We start from the raw sequence: 15,448 nt of genomic DNA, 5'->3' as shown, positions 1-15,448 counted from the left end.
AAGGAGGGTTTCAGAAGGAATCACTTTTTGGCCTCGCCCCATTTGAGGAAGAAGCCGACATCTCCAGGGAAGCCGCCCGGCCACTCGATAATCTGGGCGCTCAGCCTGAAGCCCGCGGGCCGGAGCTGGTCGCGCCACAGCTCATAGGCCTGGCGCGGGCGCCCGGTCAGGGTGTCCGGCCACGTCGGATCCGCGTTGTTGATGGCGCGGCCCTTGTCCAAGCACAGGCTGTTGGGAAACCGCATGACCATCAGCTCGGTCTCGCCGCGCTCTGCGGCGGAGCGAAGCTTTGACTTAAGCGGCTGCAGGATCTCCTGCAAACGCTCGGGCGTCAGGTCAATGGGCTCGGCCATCCGCTTGATCAAGTCGTGGCGGGCCTTTTCCGCCCGATCCATGCCATCGACCGACTTCATGGCTTTCGCCATCTGCATCTCGGTCATGTAGTTGCGCAGGTCGGCGGCCGACATGAACGTCTCGTCCGCGAGCTGCTGTTGGGCCTTTTCGTCCGGCTTGGTCTTCAGCGTTTCCATGACATCAATCCTCCTGTTCAGGATGCGAGCCGCGCCTGCATGGCGCCGAGCACACTGCGCGTCTGCCGGGCGATCACCAGTTCCTCATTGGTGGGGATGACCCACGCCGTGGGCCCGGTTCCGGAAGAGATGCATGGGCCGCCGGTGCGGTTCGCGGCGTCATCGAGGGCGAGACCCGCCCAAGCGAGGCCGGCCATCACCTCGGCCCGCGTCGCGGTGTCGTTCTCGCCAATGCCGGCCGTGAAGACGAGCCCGTCAATCCCGCCGAGAGCGGCCATGAGGGAGCCGATTTCGCGCGTGATCCGATAGACGAACAGATCGATGGCCCGCTTGGCGTCCACATCCGTCGCCGCCTTTGAGCGCAGAACGCGCATGTCGTTCGAGATCCCGGACACCCCAAGCAGCCCAGACTTGGTGTAGAGCACGCGCTCGGCAGCCTCCGGCGTAAGCTTCATTTCCCGGAGCATGTAGAAGATAACGCCCGCATCGACGGCGCCGCAGCGGGTTCCCATCGGCAGACCGTCGAGGGCGGAGAAGCCCATGGTCGTCGCGACGCTAACACCACCTTTGAGGGCGCATAGGCTCGCCCCGTTGCCGAGATGGGCTACAATCACCCTCCCCTCAGCGAGGCGCGGGTCGTAGTCCTTCAGTACGGACGAAACGTAATCATAGGATAGCCCGTGGAAGCCGTAACGCTGTACGCCGCGTTCGCGCATCTCACGCGGCAGAGCGAACAGGGTCGCGATGTCGGACTGCGTGTGGTGGAAGCCCGTGTCGAAGCAGGCAACCTGCGGGATCCCCGGCAGGCGGCGGCGCACGATCCGGATCGGCTCCAGGTTGTGCGGCTGATGCAAGGGCGCGAGCGGCACCAGTTTTTCGAGCACTTGGACGACGTTGTCGTCGACAAGCACCGGAGCAGAGAAGGCCTGTCCGCCATGAACCACCCGGTGTCCGATGGCGGCAAGCGTGCGCCCCTCCTGATGCTGCCGCAACCAGGAGATCAGGTGCATCAACGCCGCCTCGTGCCCGAACTCCTCACCGGACGTCCACGACATCTCGTCGAGGTTCGCGCCCCCGGCGTGCCTGACGATGAAATGAGCGGCGCCCCCCAGACCTTCGTAAAGACCCTTCCAGACCAGCCGCGGCTCGGTATCTCCCTCGATATCGAAGACCTGGAACTTGAGGCTCGATGAGCCCGCGTTGAGGACGATGAGGACGGGGATCATGGCTCAGACCTCCGGGACAGAGAGCTGCCTGCGCTGCGCGTCGGCGGCGAGCGAGGCCACGGCGCAGGAGGCGAGCCGGGTGATCGTCGAGTCGGCCCGGCTGGTGAGGATGATCGGCACGCGGGCCCCGAGCACGATGCCAGCGGCATCGGCGTCGGCCAGAAAGGTCAGGCTCTTGGCCAGCATGTTGCCAGCTTCGAGATCCGGAACCACGAGGACGTTGGCCTGTCCGGCCACCGGCGAATGGATCTTCTTGATCTTGGCCGCGCCGAGATCGATGGCATTATCGAGGGCAAGCGGACCGTCGAGGATGCCGCCCGTGATCTGGCCGCGGTCGGCCATCTTGCACAAAGCCGCGGCCTCGATGGTCGAGGGCACCTTCGGGTTGACGGTCTCCATTGCCGACAGGATCGCCACCCGCACTGGATCGACCCGCAACGCACGGGCAAGGTCGATGGCGTTCTGGACGATGTGGACCTTGTCCTCCAGCGTCGGCGCGATGTTCACGGCCGCATCCGTGATGATGAGCGCGGTGTCATGGCCGGGTACGTCCATGACGAAGCAGTGGCTGATCCGGCGGGCGGTGCGCAGCCCCCCCTCGCGACGAACGATTGCGCCCATGAGCTCGTCCGTGTGCAGGCTCCCCTTCATCAGCGCCTCGGCCTGGCCGGACTTCACAAGCTCAACGGCCGCCTCCGCCGCCGCATGGCTGTGCGGGGCATCCACGATGCGCATCGTGGAGACATCCTTGCCGAGCGCCTCCGCGGCGGCCGTGATCTTGGCCTGCGGCCCGACAAGGATCGGCTCGATCAGGCTGAGCCCGGCTGCCTCGAACACCGCGCTTAAGGAGGCCGCATCGCACGGGTGCGCCACGGCCACCTTCAACTTCGGAAGAGACTGCGCAGCCAACACCAGCCGGTCGTACTTGTCGTGTCGCCGCTCACCCTGAGACCCACCTTGGGCTTTCACCGCAACCGTCATGCTGGCCTCCATGCTCTGCTCCCGATGGACAGCCGCAGTGGACCGCCCGGAGGAGCCGCCGGGGTTGCGAGGAGCGTGCGGAAGCGAGGCTCAAGTCCAGGTCCGCAGCCGCCCGGCTTGTTTGCAGGAGCGAGTATGGCCCCTTCCACCCCGGCTGCTTGACCTGTTGGGCCATCGCATTGACAGTTTTGGACTGCCGCGCGAGAAGTGAGCGGGAGCACCGTCCAGTCCGTCCTGGAGAAGCCTCATGGCCCATTTCTCCCATCGGCAGGATGACCCTGTCAGGAAAGATCGTTCGATCCGTTTGAACGGCCGCCGGGACCTGGGCGGAGACGGCGCGGTTTGCGAAACCGCGGTTTCCTGATCCGAGGGTGACTGCGGCGCCACGCCGATGGGGTTTGCCCCGACCAGCGCCGAAAGGCGCGCGTGAACGCGCTCAATTCAGAGTACTTCAGGGCAGCCGCCACCTGGCTCAGCGCCATGTCGGTGTTCTCCAACAGCTCGCACGCGATCTCGAAGCGAACCTCGTTGGCGACCTGCCGGAACGCGAGGCCTTCCATGCGCAGGTGACGGCTCATGGTGCGGCGGTGCATCGAGAACAGCTGGGCAATCATGGCGGCGGAACAGGAGTCGCGGAGCAACTCGGTCCGCAGCACACGACGCAGATCCTCGGTGAGGGGGCCGGCATCATGGAGTGAGGTCGGCCCGTCTGCCCTGTGGGTGAATGGCGTTTCCACGGTTCCTTCCCCCTCTCTGGCGGCCCGCTGCTCGCCGGACGAGCCCATCTTAGCCTCTCCCCATCCGCTTGCTTGACACCATGAGACTTCCTCTTGACAGTTGGGTTAGGCAGACAGGGGGACCGGCTAGGCGCCCTCCTCGGGCGGGGTCCCCTTGACGAGCTTGAGAGCCTGTCGGGCGGCCGGAGCCGGCTCGGCCTCCCCGCGGCCCGTCACCTGCACGGTCGGGGACGCGAACCTGATCCCGTTCTCGTCGAAGGCCGTCTTGAGCATGGCGTAGGCCCTGCGCCGGATCACGAACTGCTCGCCCGGGCGCGTCGTCATCTTCATGCGCAGCTGGATGGCGAACTCACCGAACTGCTCCACGCCCTGCATCTTGAGCGGCTCGATGAGGTTGGATGCGAACACCGGGTCCGCCGCCAGCTCCTTGCCAACCGGCTTGATAACCTTCTTCGCTTTGTCGAGATCGGTGTCGTAGGTGACGTTGATGGTCACCTTGTCGATGACCCAGTCGCGGCTCATGTTCTCCACCGCCCCGAGCTGCCCGTACGGGATCTTGCCCTGAGGTCTTGCATTCACGACCTGCTCCCGTCCAGACCGGTTACGGACAGCGATAGACGATCTGGCCATAGGAGTTCACGACCTGCCGGCAGCCCGGGGCTGCGTAATAGTAGGTCCCAGCCGCCGCAGCTCCAGCGGCCGCCCCATAGGCGACCGACCTGCGGGTGGTCCGGCGGGCAACGCCGGCATAGCTCATGGGCGTCGCCGGCCGCCCGACCCTCGCCTCCGCCTGGCTGACGAGCGAACCGGGGGGGACGGGGCCATCACCGTTCCAGAGCAGGGCCGCGCCGCCGGCCAACAGGGCGAGCAAGGTGCGGGACAACATTCTCAGGCCTGACGTGTTCATTTCGCACCTCCGGGGACAACCCCTGCGGGAATGTCGTCGATGTCTTGGAGCAGAGTGATCGCGACGCCGTTGGCGCCTACCGGCGGCTTGAACGCGAACGCGTCCGATGCCGGACTGACACCGGTCTTCCAGTCCCGGAGTCGCAGGGTGTACTGGGGGGCGCCGCCGACCGCCTTGCTGGTGATGACGTACTTGCGCGGCACCGGTCGCTCGCCAACCTCAACCCAGATCTGCCAATCGGTGTCGAGGTTGCGGAAGGCGAGATGCTCGCACTCGACGCCCTCGACGACGCCGCGGCCGATATGCTTGGCCTCCAGCACCCCGGCCATCAGCTCCTCGTAGGGCTTCGACAACAGGAGATCCGCACCCGGAAGTTCAAGCGGGGCCTCGGTCCGGAGCCGGTCGACGACCTCGTCGAACGAGCTGGCGGCTGGCACTTGGGCGAACCGGTTGCCGCCCCGGTCAAAGACCGTCACGTTGGATCCATCCGAGATGAGCTCGACATCGGCGTAGCCGCCGGTTCGGCTCACCCGGAACCTGTTCGGACGGCTCAAGGCGATGTCCCCCGAGGCGCTGAACTGGATCTTCTCGACAGCCGGGGTCACCACCTCGACATCGGCATCATATTTGAGTGACAGGTTCTCCTGGCGGCTGACGTAGTCGGCCATGAGTTTCAGGATGATCTGCGCCTCCCCCTCCGCCGCCCATGCCGCGGGCGCACCCGTGAGGGCGATGGCAGCGAGAAGGCCCAGCCCGGACTTTCTGAGCGCCGCGCCCGAACGTGAACAGGTCCCTCGTCTCATTGCGTGATCCTCCCTGGACTGTCCGGCGGCGAGAACCAGCGCGAGCAGGCGCGCTTCGCCCACTTGGATCGACAGCCGATGGGATCACCTTAGGCCAGCCACGGCGGCGTGCTTGACCGGTGGGGACAATCTTCTGACAGTTTGGGCCGTCTGCGTGTCATTTCGGGGCTTCGCCCCACAGGCTCGCCCCACCGAGCAGGATTCATGGAGCGTGGACGACATCCCGGGGACGGTTCTGGTCGGCGCGGAGGTTCGCTGTGTCGTTCGTGTGGGCTCAGGACCACCAGGTGAAGGCGGGTGCGAAGCACCGGCCAAAGCGGTATGCCTTGGCCGGGAGCACTCATTCCACCCCATTAGGTCATGCCCCAGCAGGCCATAGCCTTTCTGCCCCACAAATCGAAGCGGAGGGAGCGGCCAAAACTGTCAAGAGATTGTCTCCTTCGATCAAGCACGTCCTCCCAATCGATCTAAGGTAACGCCAAAGGGAAGACGAAATTCTTCCGTTGAGAGCAGGGCGGAGCCGCTGAAGTCATGACGCGCCTCCGGATCCCGAGCAGGAGGACGCGCGCATGACCCGCTCCAGCAAGGACGACGAATTGTTTCCGGCACTTCCCGAACCGATCAGCCTTCCGTCAGGCATCAACCGGCGGACGTTCTTCTTGCGCCACGCCGCCATCGGCGCGGCGGCAGTGATGACCGGTACGACATGGTCTGCGGAGACCCGTGCGCAGCAGGCCGCTACGGAGGCGGCCGCGCAACAGGCCAAGAGGGAAGCTGCGGGCGGCGATGCCGGCCTCAAGATGAGCTCGGCCCTTTCGCCCGATCTCGATGTTGTCAAATCATCGAAAGGTCCGGTCATGACGGTGGCCGACGAGTTCTACAAGGTCGGCCCCGGCCCCTCCAGCTCGCACACCATCGGGCCCATGCGCATAACGTACGATTTCTACCAGCGCTGCACGAAGCTGCCCGCGGGCCAACTGGCGCAGGCCACCGGCCTCAAGGTCCACCTCTTCGGCAGCCTCAGTGCGACAGGCAAGGGTCATGGCACCGAACGCGCCGCCCTTGCTGGCCTCGTCGGCAAGGAACCGGCCACCGTGGATCCGCGGTTCCTCGACGAGATGATCGCCAAGCCGCAGCAGACCTACCCGGTGCAGCTCGGAAGCAAGACGTTCAATCTGTCCCTGGCGGATATCGTCTACGACGCACCGAAGGGTGATTTCCCGCATCCGAACACCATGACGGCCCGCCTCATGGCCGGGGAAAAGGTCCTCTACGAGCAGGAGTACTATTCGGTCGGTGGCGGGTTCATCGAGTGGAAGGGCTACGAGCCGCCCAAGAAGGGGCAGCCGAAATATCCCTACGCGACCATGAAGGAACTGCGGCAGCACGCGGAGGCCAACAACATCTCGGTTGCCGATGTCGTGATGGCGAATGAATTGGCCGTGTCCGGAAAGAATGAGGAGCAGATCAACGCGTTCCTGGACAAGATCGCCAACGCGATGATCGCCACGGTGAAGACCGGCCTTTCCTACAAGGATGACGTCCTGCCTGGGCCGATCAAGCTCCACTCCAAGGCCGCCACGGTCTATGAGCGGGCGATGGATGACACCTACATGAGCGACCGCGCCATCGGACTGGTGTCGGCCTTCGCCCTCGCCGCCTCCGAGGAGAATGCCCGCGGCCACTTGGTGATCACCGCGCCGACGGGCGGCTCGGCGGGGGTGATGCCGGCCGTCGTCTACGCCCTGACCCAGAGCGGCCGCGCGGTGCCGATGGACAAGATCCGGGAAGGGCTGCTGGCTGGCCTGGCCGTCGGCTACCTGTGCAAGCACAACGCCACTCTGGCCGCGGCGGAAGGCGGATGCCAGGCCGAGATCGGCGTCGCCTCCGCGATGGCCGCCGCGTTGATCACGCAGGTCCTGAACCAGCCGCCGCGCGTGATCGAGAACGCAGCTGAGTCAGCCCTGGAGCATCACCTGGGCATGACCTGCGATCCGGTCGCCGGCTATGTGCAGGTCCCGTGCATCGAGCGCTGCGCCTTCGGGGCCGTGAAGGCCTGGGCCGCCGCCATGATCGCCACCAACGAGATCGCGAGCCGGCACCGGGTCGATCTCGACACGACGATCAAGACACTGTCGGACACCGCCAAGGACATGAACCCGAAATACAAGGAAACGAGCGAGGCTGGGCTGGCCCAGAACCTGGTGCTCTGCTGAGGCAACCGCCGCCGCATGCGAGCCGCCGTGAGCGTACTGAACGACGATCCCATAGGCGTCGTGGGAGGAGACCGTCATGCCCGATGAAGCCATTGCTGCGCATGGATCTGCCGATACACTGAAGCAACCTCCAGGAAAGCAGCCGACCCAGGGGCGCCGGGCTGGCGCATCCCACGCCCCGTCTTCGGTGAGCGAATGGGCGGGCTTCTCGCCCGGGCGCTGGCAGAGCACCGTCGACGTCCGCGACTTCATCCAGCGCAACGTCACGCCCTATGACGGCGACGAGGCCTTTCTGGCGGAGCCGAGCGAGCGAACGAAGGCTGTCTGGGCCAAGTTGCAACCCTACTTCCAAGAGGAGATCCGCAAGGGCGTCCTGGACGTCGATGCCAAGACGCCTTCCTCGATGACCGCTCATGCGCCTGGCTACATCGACCGCGACAACGAGGTGATCGTCGGATTGCAGACCGATGCGCCGTTCAAACGGGCCATCATGCCGTATGGCGGATTGCGCATGGTCGAGGCCGGGCTGAAGGCGGCAGGCTTCGAGCCGGATCCCATCGTGCACGAGGCCTTCACCAAGTATCGCAAGACCCACAACGACGGGGTCTTCGATGCCTACACGCCGGAGATCATGGCCTGCCGGCGGAGCCACATCGTCACCGGCCTGCCCGACTCCTATGGCCGGGGCCGGATCATCGGTGACTATCGCCGGGTCGCGCTGTACGGCACGGACAAATTACTGGCGGCCAAACGCGGCGAGCGGGCGCTGCTCGATGCCAAGTGGCCGACCGACGACGTGATCCGCGAGCGCGAGGAACTGGCCGAGCAGATGCGGGCTCTGGCTGACCTCGCGACCATGGCGAAAGGCTACGGCTGCGACATCACGCAGCCCGCCGCGGATGCCCGCGAGGCCGTGCAATGGACCTATTTCGGCTATCTCGGCGCTATCAAGGAGGCCAACGGCGCGGCCATGTCCATCGGCCGCATCTCGTCCTTCCTCGACATCTACATCGAGCGCGATTTGAAGAGCGGCGCGCTCGATGAAGCGGGTGCCCAGGAGCTCATCGACCAACTCGTCCAGAAGCTGCGCATCGTCCGCTTCCTGCGCACGCCCGACTACGACGCCCTGTTCTCGGGCGACCCCTACTGGGCAACCGAATGCGTCGGCGGCATGGATCTCAACGGACGGCCCCTGGTCACCCGCACGAGCTTCCGCATGCTGCACACGCTGACGAACCTCGGTCCGGCCCCGGAGCCCAACATGACAGTGCTGTGGTCGAAGCAGCTTCCGGATGGGTTCAAGCGCTACTGCATCAAGGTCTCGGCCGAGACGTCGTCGATCCAGTACGAGAACGACGACCTCATGCGCCCTTACTGGGGCGACGATTACGGCATCGCCTGCTGCGTCTCGGCCATGCGCATCGGCAACCAGATGCAGTTCTTCGGCGCGCGGGTGAACCTCGCCAAGTGCCTGCTCTACGCGATCAATGGCGGGCGGGACGAGGTCAGCGGCGAGCAGATCGGCCCGGCATCGACACCTGTAATCGGCGATGTCCTGGATTACGATGACGTCATGACGAAGTTCGATGCCATGATGGAGTGGCTGGCCCGGACCTACGTCCACGCCATGAACTGCATTCACTACATGCATGACAAGTACTACTACGAGCGCCTGGAAATGGCGCTGCACGACCAGCAGATCCTGCGCACGATGGCCTTCGGCATTGCCGGCCTGTCCGTGGTGGCCGACAGCCTGTCAGCCATCAAGCATGCGGAGGTCAGGCCGGTCCGCCGCGATGATGGCCTGATCGTCGGCTACGAGACCAACGGCGACTTCCCGCAATACGGCAACAATGACGACCGTGTCGACAGCATTGCGGCCGATCTCGTCTCCACCTTCATGAAGAAGATCCGCAAGCACCCGACCTACCGGAACGCCGTTCACACGCAGTCGGTGCTGACCATCACCAGCAACGTCGTCTACGGCAAGCATACGGGCGACACACCGGACGGACGAAAGAGCGGCGAGCCCTTTGCTCCCGGCGCCAATCCGATGCACGGCCGCGACAGCCACGGCTGGCTGGCATCGTGCCTGTCGGTCGCCAAGCTGCCCTATGCGGACGCGCAGGACGGCATCAGCTACACCGTATCGATCACGCCAAGCCTCAATCGCCTGGACCAGGGCGAGAAGATTGCCCAGGCCGTGAAGGTCATGGACACGTACTGTGGGCAGGGCGGGTTCCACATGAATCTCAACGTCCTCAACCGCGACACCCTGATCGACGCGATGGAGCATCCGGACAAGTACCCGCAGCTGACGATCCGGGTCTCGGGCTATGCGGTCAATTTCGTGCGCCTGACGCGGGAGCAGCAGATGGATGTGATCAGCCGCACCTTCCATGGCGATGGGTGAGAAGCATGGCCGACGAACCCTGGGCCCACAGCCGGTACGACCTGCAACAGGCACGATCCCCGGACGCTCCTGAGACGGCCGACTTCAATGATCCCAGGGGCGATTTTGGCTGGATCCACTCCTACGAGACCGGGTCCACCCTAGACGGACCGGGCATCAGGGTCGTCGTGTTCATGAGCGGCTGCCTGCTGCGCTGCCTCTACTGCCACAACCCGGACACTTGGCATCTCAAGGACGGCACCCAGATTCCGTTTGAGAGGGCCAGAGCCGCGCTTCAGGCTTACGCCGCACCGCTACGAGCGCTGGACGGCGGCCTGACGATCTCGGGCGGAGAGCCACTGGTTCAGGTGCACTTCACGAAGCGTCTCTTCGCAGCCGCCAAGGGAATGGGCCTCCATACGGCTTTGGACACATCGGGCTTCCTCGGCGCACGCGCAGATGACGAGTACCTGCGCCAGGTTGATCTCGTGCTGCTCGACATCAAGTCCTGGGATCCGGAGACCTACCGCCGCGCCGTGGGGCAGGATATCCGTCCGACCATCCAATTCGCGGAGCGCTTGGCAGCGATTGAGAAACCGGTGTGGGTGCGGTTCGTGCTGGTTCCGGGGCTGACCGATGATCCTGCCAATGTCGAGGGCATCGCCCGCTTCGTCGCGCCGATGCGCAACGTGGAGTGGGTCGAGGTCCTCCCGTTCCATCAGATGGGCGCCTTCAAGTGGAAGGCCATGGGGTTGAACTACGAGTTGCCCGATACGCCATCACCCTCCCCTGATCTGGTGGCGCGGGTGATCGGACAGTTCCGTGAGGCAGGCTGCCGTGCGAGATGAGCGGAGGCGATGATGAACCTTATTCGGACCCTGCTTGAGTCCTCGCCCTTGCTGGCGCTGTTTCTCGCCATAGCGGCCGGCTATGCGCTCGGACAGATCTCGGTTGCTGGCGTGTCGTTTGGCGCCGGCGCGGTCTTGTTCAGCGGCTTGATCATTGGCGCCATTGCCCCGAAGGCGGCGCCCCCCGGGCTGGTCGGCACGATGGGCCTCGTGATGTTCGTCTACGGGGTCGGCATCCAGTACGGACCGCAGTTCTTCGCCAACATCCGCGGTCCTGGCCCGAAATACATTGCTCTTGCAACCGTTGCGGTCGTTGCCTCTCTTCTCGTCGCGATGCTGCTTGCCGAGCCGCTTGGTATCACGCTTGCGACCGCGGCCGGGTTGTTCGCAGGTTCCGGCACCAGCACGCCGACCCTGCAGGCGGCGCTGACCGCGGCGGGCAACCAGGATCCGGCCATCGGATATTCTGTCTCGTATCCCTTCGGGGTGATGGGGCCAATCATTCTGATGACCCTCATGGCGGCTTTGCTCAAGCCCAAGTTCGACGCACCGAAACAGAACGTTCGGCTTGCCGAGCTCACCCTTGACACCAACTGCGAGGACCGGACTGTGGACGAGATCTCCCAGATCCTGCCAGCGGATGTGAAGATCGTCGCAGTGCGCCAGCATCACGTGAACGCACCGCCCGCTGCCGGGACCAAGTTGCACGAGGGCGACGGTTTGCTGCTCGTCGGCAGCCCAGGGAGCATTGATCAGGCGAAGAGTTTCATCGGGCGGGAGGACCCCGGACGCCTGAGCCGGGATCGCGCGAACTTTGATGTCGTGCGCGTGTACGTCTCAAAAGCAGCCTTTGTTGGCAAGCCTCTTCGGGACATCGCTCTTCCCAACTTTCCCGTCATGATTTCGCACGTGCGCCGGGGCGACGTAGAGTTGATCGCGACCTCCGACCTGACCATCGAGTTCGGCGATCTCCTAGTGGCGGCCGTTCCGACGGGCCGGAAAGCCGAGGTCCAACGCTATTTCGGCGACAGCATCAAGGGCAACGCCGAACTGTCGTTCGTCTCCATCGGCGTCGGGATTGCGCTCGGACTGCTGCTCGGGATGGTGCCCGTCCCCCTGCCCGGGGGAGGCACCTTCAGCCTAGGTGTCGCCGGCGGCCCGCTCGTCATGGCTCTGATCCTCGGCCGGCTTGGCCGCACAGGTCCCATCGGCTGGGGCATGCCGGTGGTGGCGAACCTGGTCCTGCGGAACCTCGGTCTAGCCATCTTCATCGGATCGGTTGCGATTGGCGCCGGCGGGCCGTTCGTGCAGACCGTGGCATCCAACGGCATTCAGATCCTCCTCGGCGGGGCCGCCGTCCTGCTCACCCTGGTCCTGACAGTCCTCGCCGGCGGGTATTTGCTGCGCATTCCCTTCGATGACCTACTCGGCGTCTGTGCCGGCTCGACCGGCAATCCCGCAATCGTCGTAGCAGCAGGCCGTCTTGCGCCGACAGAGAGGACGGACATTGGCTATGCCATCTGCTTCCCGAGCATGACCATCGTCAAGATCATCGCCGTTCAGGTCCTGCTGAGTTGAAGCCGTGGCGCGCCACGCTTCGCGTCACCCTTGATGGGTTCCGTCGCGCCAAGCCGTTGGTGTCTGGCCCGACCAGCGCCGGAAGGCGCGGGTGAAGGCGCTGGCCTCCGAATAGCCCAGCGCCACCGCGATCTGGGCCAGCGGCACGTGGGTGTCTGCCAGCAGTTGCCGGGCGATCTCGAACCTAATTTCACTGGCAATCGCCCGGTAGCCCATGCCGGTTTCCTTCAGACGGCGGCTCAGGGTGCGGCGGTGCATCGCCAACACATGGGCGATGTCGTCCGCCGAACAGCGGTTACCGGTCAGCCGGGTGCGCAGCAACCGCCGGATGTCGTCCGAGAACTGCGAGCCCCCGGCACCCATCAGGTGCTCGATCCGCTCCTCCAGCATGGCCCGCATCATGGGATCGGCACCGGCCACGCGCGACTGCAGGTCTTGAGTCGGGAAGACGATGGAAGCGCTTTCCTGATCGAACCTCACCGGCGCCCGGAAATGGCGCCGGTACGGTGTCTGCTCCACCGGGCCGACCCGGGGCAGCAGCACCTCGGTCGGGGTCCAATCGGGACCGCACAGGGCACGCAGGGCGTTGACCGCAACCGCAATGGATCCGTCCGAGATCTGGTCCGCGCTCTCGGCTTTCGGCTGGTAGACCGAGAAGGTGAAGATCGCGGTGTCGCCGATGAGGGTCAGCGACGGCACGGCGCCCCGGTTCTGGATGCTCAGGTTCGACACCAGGGCGCGCATGGCGTCGCCCACCGTCTCCGAATGCTGCATCAGGCGCCCGACCATGCCGAGCGACAGGATCGTGGCGCGTCGGCCGACCAGCAGCCCAAAGTGGGGGCAGTTGGTACGGGCCACGCTCAGGGTGAGCAGCCGGCCCAGAGCGGCATGTGGGATGACATTCGCCCCGTCGTCGAAGAGACGCGGATCGAGACCCGCCTCTTGGATGACGGGATCGGGATCGATGCTGAAATCGCGAAGGGTCGGAACGATCTCCTTGGCGACCCCGAGGTGGATATGGCCGGGCGGCAGCGTCCGCCCGGGTCCCGCCAGAACCCTTGGCGGGATCGCTGTGGAGTTCTCCCGGCCGGTACTCGTGGACGGAGGCACGATGCTTTTGACCATCGACATGGCCTCCTCGCTGAGTTCTGAAGCGCAATTCAAAAGCTAAAGGGTCTGGCGCATCAGCACGGTGCGAAATCGCACGGTCGGCGTAATCGAACACGTCGTCGGGAACAAAGACTTGGATCGGCACCAAGCCGTCATGGGTATTCACCCGACTTAACCGTCGATTGGGGCTATTTTCAGGAAGCTTGCCCTTCCAATGTCCGAACCGGTCAAGGGCCTGTCCCAAACCGTCAAGCCCGTCGGACCGATCAGCGCAATGATGATTGGCTCCGCCCAGTCCGGCATGGCGGTCTGGACAGGGGCGAAGCCCGGAAAGGCTGCCGATGAGCCTGGACCAGCTGATCAACCTTCTCCTTGCCGTCACGCTGACCGAGATGATGCTTGCTACCGGTCTTGGTGTTCGGGTCATGGACGCCATCGGCGTGGCGCGAGACGGGCGGCTGCTCCTCGGTGCCGGCTTGGCCAATTACGTGGCTGTCCCCTTCGCCGCCGTTATCCTCCTCCTTCTGGCGAATGCCGATCCCATGGCCGCCGCCGGGATCCTGATCCTCGCCGTATGCCCGGGCGCCCCCTATGGCCCGCCCCTGACGGCCCTCGCCAGAGGCAAAACCGCGATCTCGGTGGGGCTGATGATCATCCTGGCGGGCTCGTCGGTGCTGATGGCCCCCCTGCTCCTGTTCCTCGTTCTGCCCCTCACCTCGCGGGGTATGGACCTGCATGTGGATGCTCCCGGAATGCTCAGGGCCATATTGGCGACCCAACTCCTCCCCTTGTGCGTGGGGCTTGCCGTCAATCACTGGCGGCCCGATCTGGCCGCGAGGCTCCTCACTCCGGCAGTTGCGGCCGGCAAGGTCCTCAACGCGGCGACCTTCGCGGTGATCCTCATCACGCATGGTCCGCAGCTGCTCGACCTCCGGCCCGGTGGCATCCTGGCCATGCTGACCCTGCTGGGCGTCAGCCTTGGGGTCGGGTGGGGTGCCGGCGGTCGGTGGAGCGGGGACCGCAAGGCGGTGGCCCTCACAACCTCGATCCGCAACGTCGGCCTTGGCTTGGTGATCGCAGCCGGCGGGTTCGCCGGCCCGTCCGCGATGACGGCGGTGCTGGCATATGGGCTCGTTCAACTGCTCGGGTCGTTCCTACTCGCCCTGTGGTGGCGACGGGGTCCATCGCTAGCGGTGCGGCCGGATGATCAGGCGAGAGCACAATGATGGGCGTCGATATGGTCGTAGAGAGCAATGGGAAAGGAGCACGAGGATGAGCCGACAGGATGTCCGGAGGACGAACAAGACTGCAGACGATCATTCGGACTTCGCTCCTCCGCCAATGAAGCGGAAAGAGTTTGAGGGCGAGCTGAGGAAACTCCAGGTCGAGCTCGTACGCCTGCAAACCTGGGTCAAGGCCACGGGCACCCGGATCATCGTGATATTCGAAGGACGTGACACCGCCGGCAAAGGCGGGGTGATCAGCCGCATTACACAGCGGGTGAGCCCGAGGGTGTTCCGGCATGTCGCCCTGCCCGCTCCCACCGAGCGCGAGAAGAGCCAGCTCTACATCCAGCGCTACATCGCCCACTTCCCGGCCGCCGGCGAGATCATCCTATTCGACCGCTCATGGTACAACCGAGCCGGCGTCGAGCGGGTAATGGGCTTCTGCACAGACGACGAATACGAGCGCTTCATGCGTCTCGTGCCGTCGTTTGAGCAGGAGATCGTCGACAATGGCATCATTCTGCTCAAGTACTTTCTCGACGTCAGCCAGGACGAACAGCGCCGGCGGTTCGCGGACCGGATCGAGGAACCAATCAAGCATTGGAAGCTCAGCCCGATGGACACCGAGTCGGTGCGGCGCTGGTGGGACTACACGCTGGCCTATCAAGACATGCTGCGGGCCACCGACACGCCGGCCTGCCCATGGCACATCGTCCCGTCGGACGATAAGCGCCGGGCGCGGCTGAACCTGATCGCGCACATGCTCGGCCAGATCCCCTACAAGAAGGTCAAGGTCGAGCTGCCGAAGGTGCCGAAGGCGGAACCGCGGCCTAAGGGAGTCGAAGACGGGCTGCCTGCAACGCATATCGTGTCATCACGATATTGAACACCGCG

The 15,448-nt window shown here is 64.8% G+C and carries 13 protein-coding genes and 1 pseudogene; 6 read left to right on the top strand and 8 right to left on the bottom strand.

All coding sequences use genetic code 11. The features are described from left to right. Positions 1–20 precede the first annotated feature (20 nt). The 7 genes and pseudogenes from VB672_RS00835 to VB672_RS00805 form a co-directional block, all read right to left on the bottom strand. Complete coding sequence (locus VB672_RS00835; protein ID WP_329782267.1) at positions 21–530, bottom strand: hypothetical protein; 510 nt, start codon at positions 528–530, stop codon at positions 21–23. 17 nt (positions 531–547) lie between these two features. Further along, complete coding sequence (locus VB672_RS00830; protein WP_329782266.1) at positions 548–1,756, bottom strand: acetate/propionate family kinase; 1,209 nt, start codon at positions 1,754–1,756, stop codon at positions 548–550. A 3-nt stretch (positions 1,757–1,759) separates the two neighbouring features. Then, positions 1,760–2,737: a phosphate acetyltransferase gene (locus VB672_RS00825; protein ID WP_329782265.1), complete on the bottom strand. Its 978-nt coding sequence runs from the start codon at positions 2,735–2,737 to the stop codon at positions 1,760–1,762. Positions 2,738–3,018: 281 nt separating this feature from the next. After that, positions 3,019–3,522, bottom strand: a complete 504-nt coding sequence (locus tag VB672_RS00820) for a helix-turn-helix domain-containing protein (protein ID WP_329782264.1) — start codon at positions 3,520–3,522, stop codon at positions 3,019–3,021. A 78-nt stretch (positions 3,523–3,600) separates the two neighbouring features. Further along, positions 3,601–4,029: pseudogene (locus VB672_RS00815) on the bottom strand (mechanosensitive ion channel family protein); the annotation flags it as partial. 46 nt (positions 4,030–4,075) lie between these two features. After that, a complete protein-coding gene (locus VB672_RS00810) occupies positions 4,076–4,381 on the bottom strand; it encodes a hypothetical protein (RefSeq protein WP_329782263.1) in 306 nt (101 codons plus the stop codon). Continuing rightward, positions 4,378–5,184 (bottom strand): DUF2092 domain-containing protein, encoded by an 807-nt coding sequence (locus VB672_RS00805; protein ID WP_329782262.1) that lies wholly within the window; start codon positions 5,182–5,184, stop codon positions 4,378–4,380. Before VB672_RS00805 ends, VB672_RS00810 begins: the two co-directional genes overlap by 4 nt. A gap of 569 nt (positions 5,185–5,753) precedes the next feature. Between VB672_RS00805 and VB672_RS00800 the strand changes: the two genes are divergently transcribed. From VB672_RS00800 to VB672_RS00785, 4 genes are all read left to right on the top strand, one after another. Continuing rightward, entirely contained in the window at positions 5,754–7,400 is a 1,647-nt protein-coding gene (locus VB672_RS00800; RefSeq protein ID WP_329782261.1) for an L-serine ammonia-lyase, read from the top strand. A gap of 76 nt (positions 7,401–7,476) precedes the next feature. Then, positions 7,477–9,813, top strand: coding sequence for a formate C-acetyltransferase (gene pflB / locus VB672_RS00795; RefSeq protein ID WP_329782260.1), 2,337 nt, complete (start codon positions 7,477–7,479; stop codon positions 9,811–9,813). A gap of 5 nt (positions 9,814–9,818) precedes the next feature. After that, positions 9,819–10,640: a pyruvate formate-lyase-activating protein gene (gene pflA / locus VB672_RS00790; RefSeq protein ID WP_329782259.1), complete on the top strand. Its 822-nt coding sequence runs from the start codon at positions 9,819–9,821 to the stop codon at positions 10,638–10,640. Between the two features lie 12 nt (positions 10,641–10,652). Beyond that, on the top strand, positions 10,653–12,218 hold the full coding sequence (locus VB672_RS00785; protein ID WP_329782258.1) for an aspartate:alanine exchanger family transporter: 1,566 nt from the start codon (positions 10,653–10,655) through the stop codon (positions 12,216–12,218). Positions 12,219–12,242: 24 nt separating this feature from the next. Here VB672_RS00785 and VB672_RS00780 read toward each other — a convergent pair whose 3' ends face one another. Further along, positions 12,243–13,343 (bottom strand): AraC family transcriptional regulator, encoded by a 1,101-nt coding sequence (locus VB672_RS00780; RefSeq protein ID WP_329782257.1) that lies wholly within the window; start codon positions 13,341–13,343, stop codon positions 12,243–12,245. 326 nt (positions 13,344–13,669) lie between these two features. On the opposite strand from VB672_RS00780, the gene VB672_RS00775 reads away from it, so the two are divergent. Beyond that, entirely contained in the window at positions 13,670–14,554 is an 885-nt protein-coding gene (locus tag VB672_RS00775) for a bile acid:sodium symporter family protein (protein ID WP_329782256.1), read from the top strand. Positions 14,555–14,669: 115 nt separating this feature from the next. Then, the gene (ppk2, locus tag VB672_RS00770) at positions 14,670–15,440 is read left to right on the top strand and encodes a polyphosphate kinase 2 (protein WP_329782561.1); all 771 of its coding nucleotides are present in this window, start codon (positions 14,670–14,672) and stop codon (positions 15,438–15,440) included. Positions 15,441–15,448: the final 8 nt, after the last annotated feature.

The sequence above is a fragment of the Microvirga sp. CF3016 genome (assembly GCF_036314085.1).
In the GTDB taxonomy this organism is placed as follows: domain Bacteria; phylum Pseudomonadota; class Alphaproteobacteria; order Rhizobiales; family Beijerinckiaceae; genus Microvirga.
This window is presented reverse-complemented; position numbering and strand designations above follow the sequence as displayed.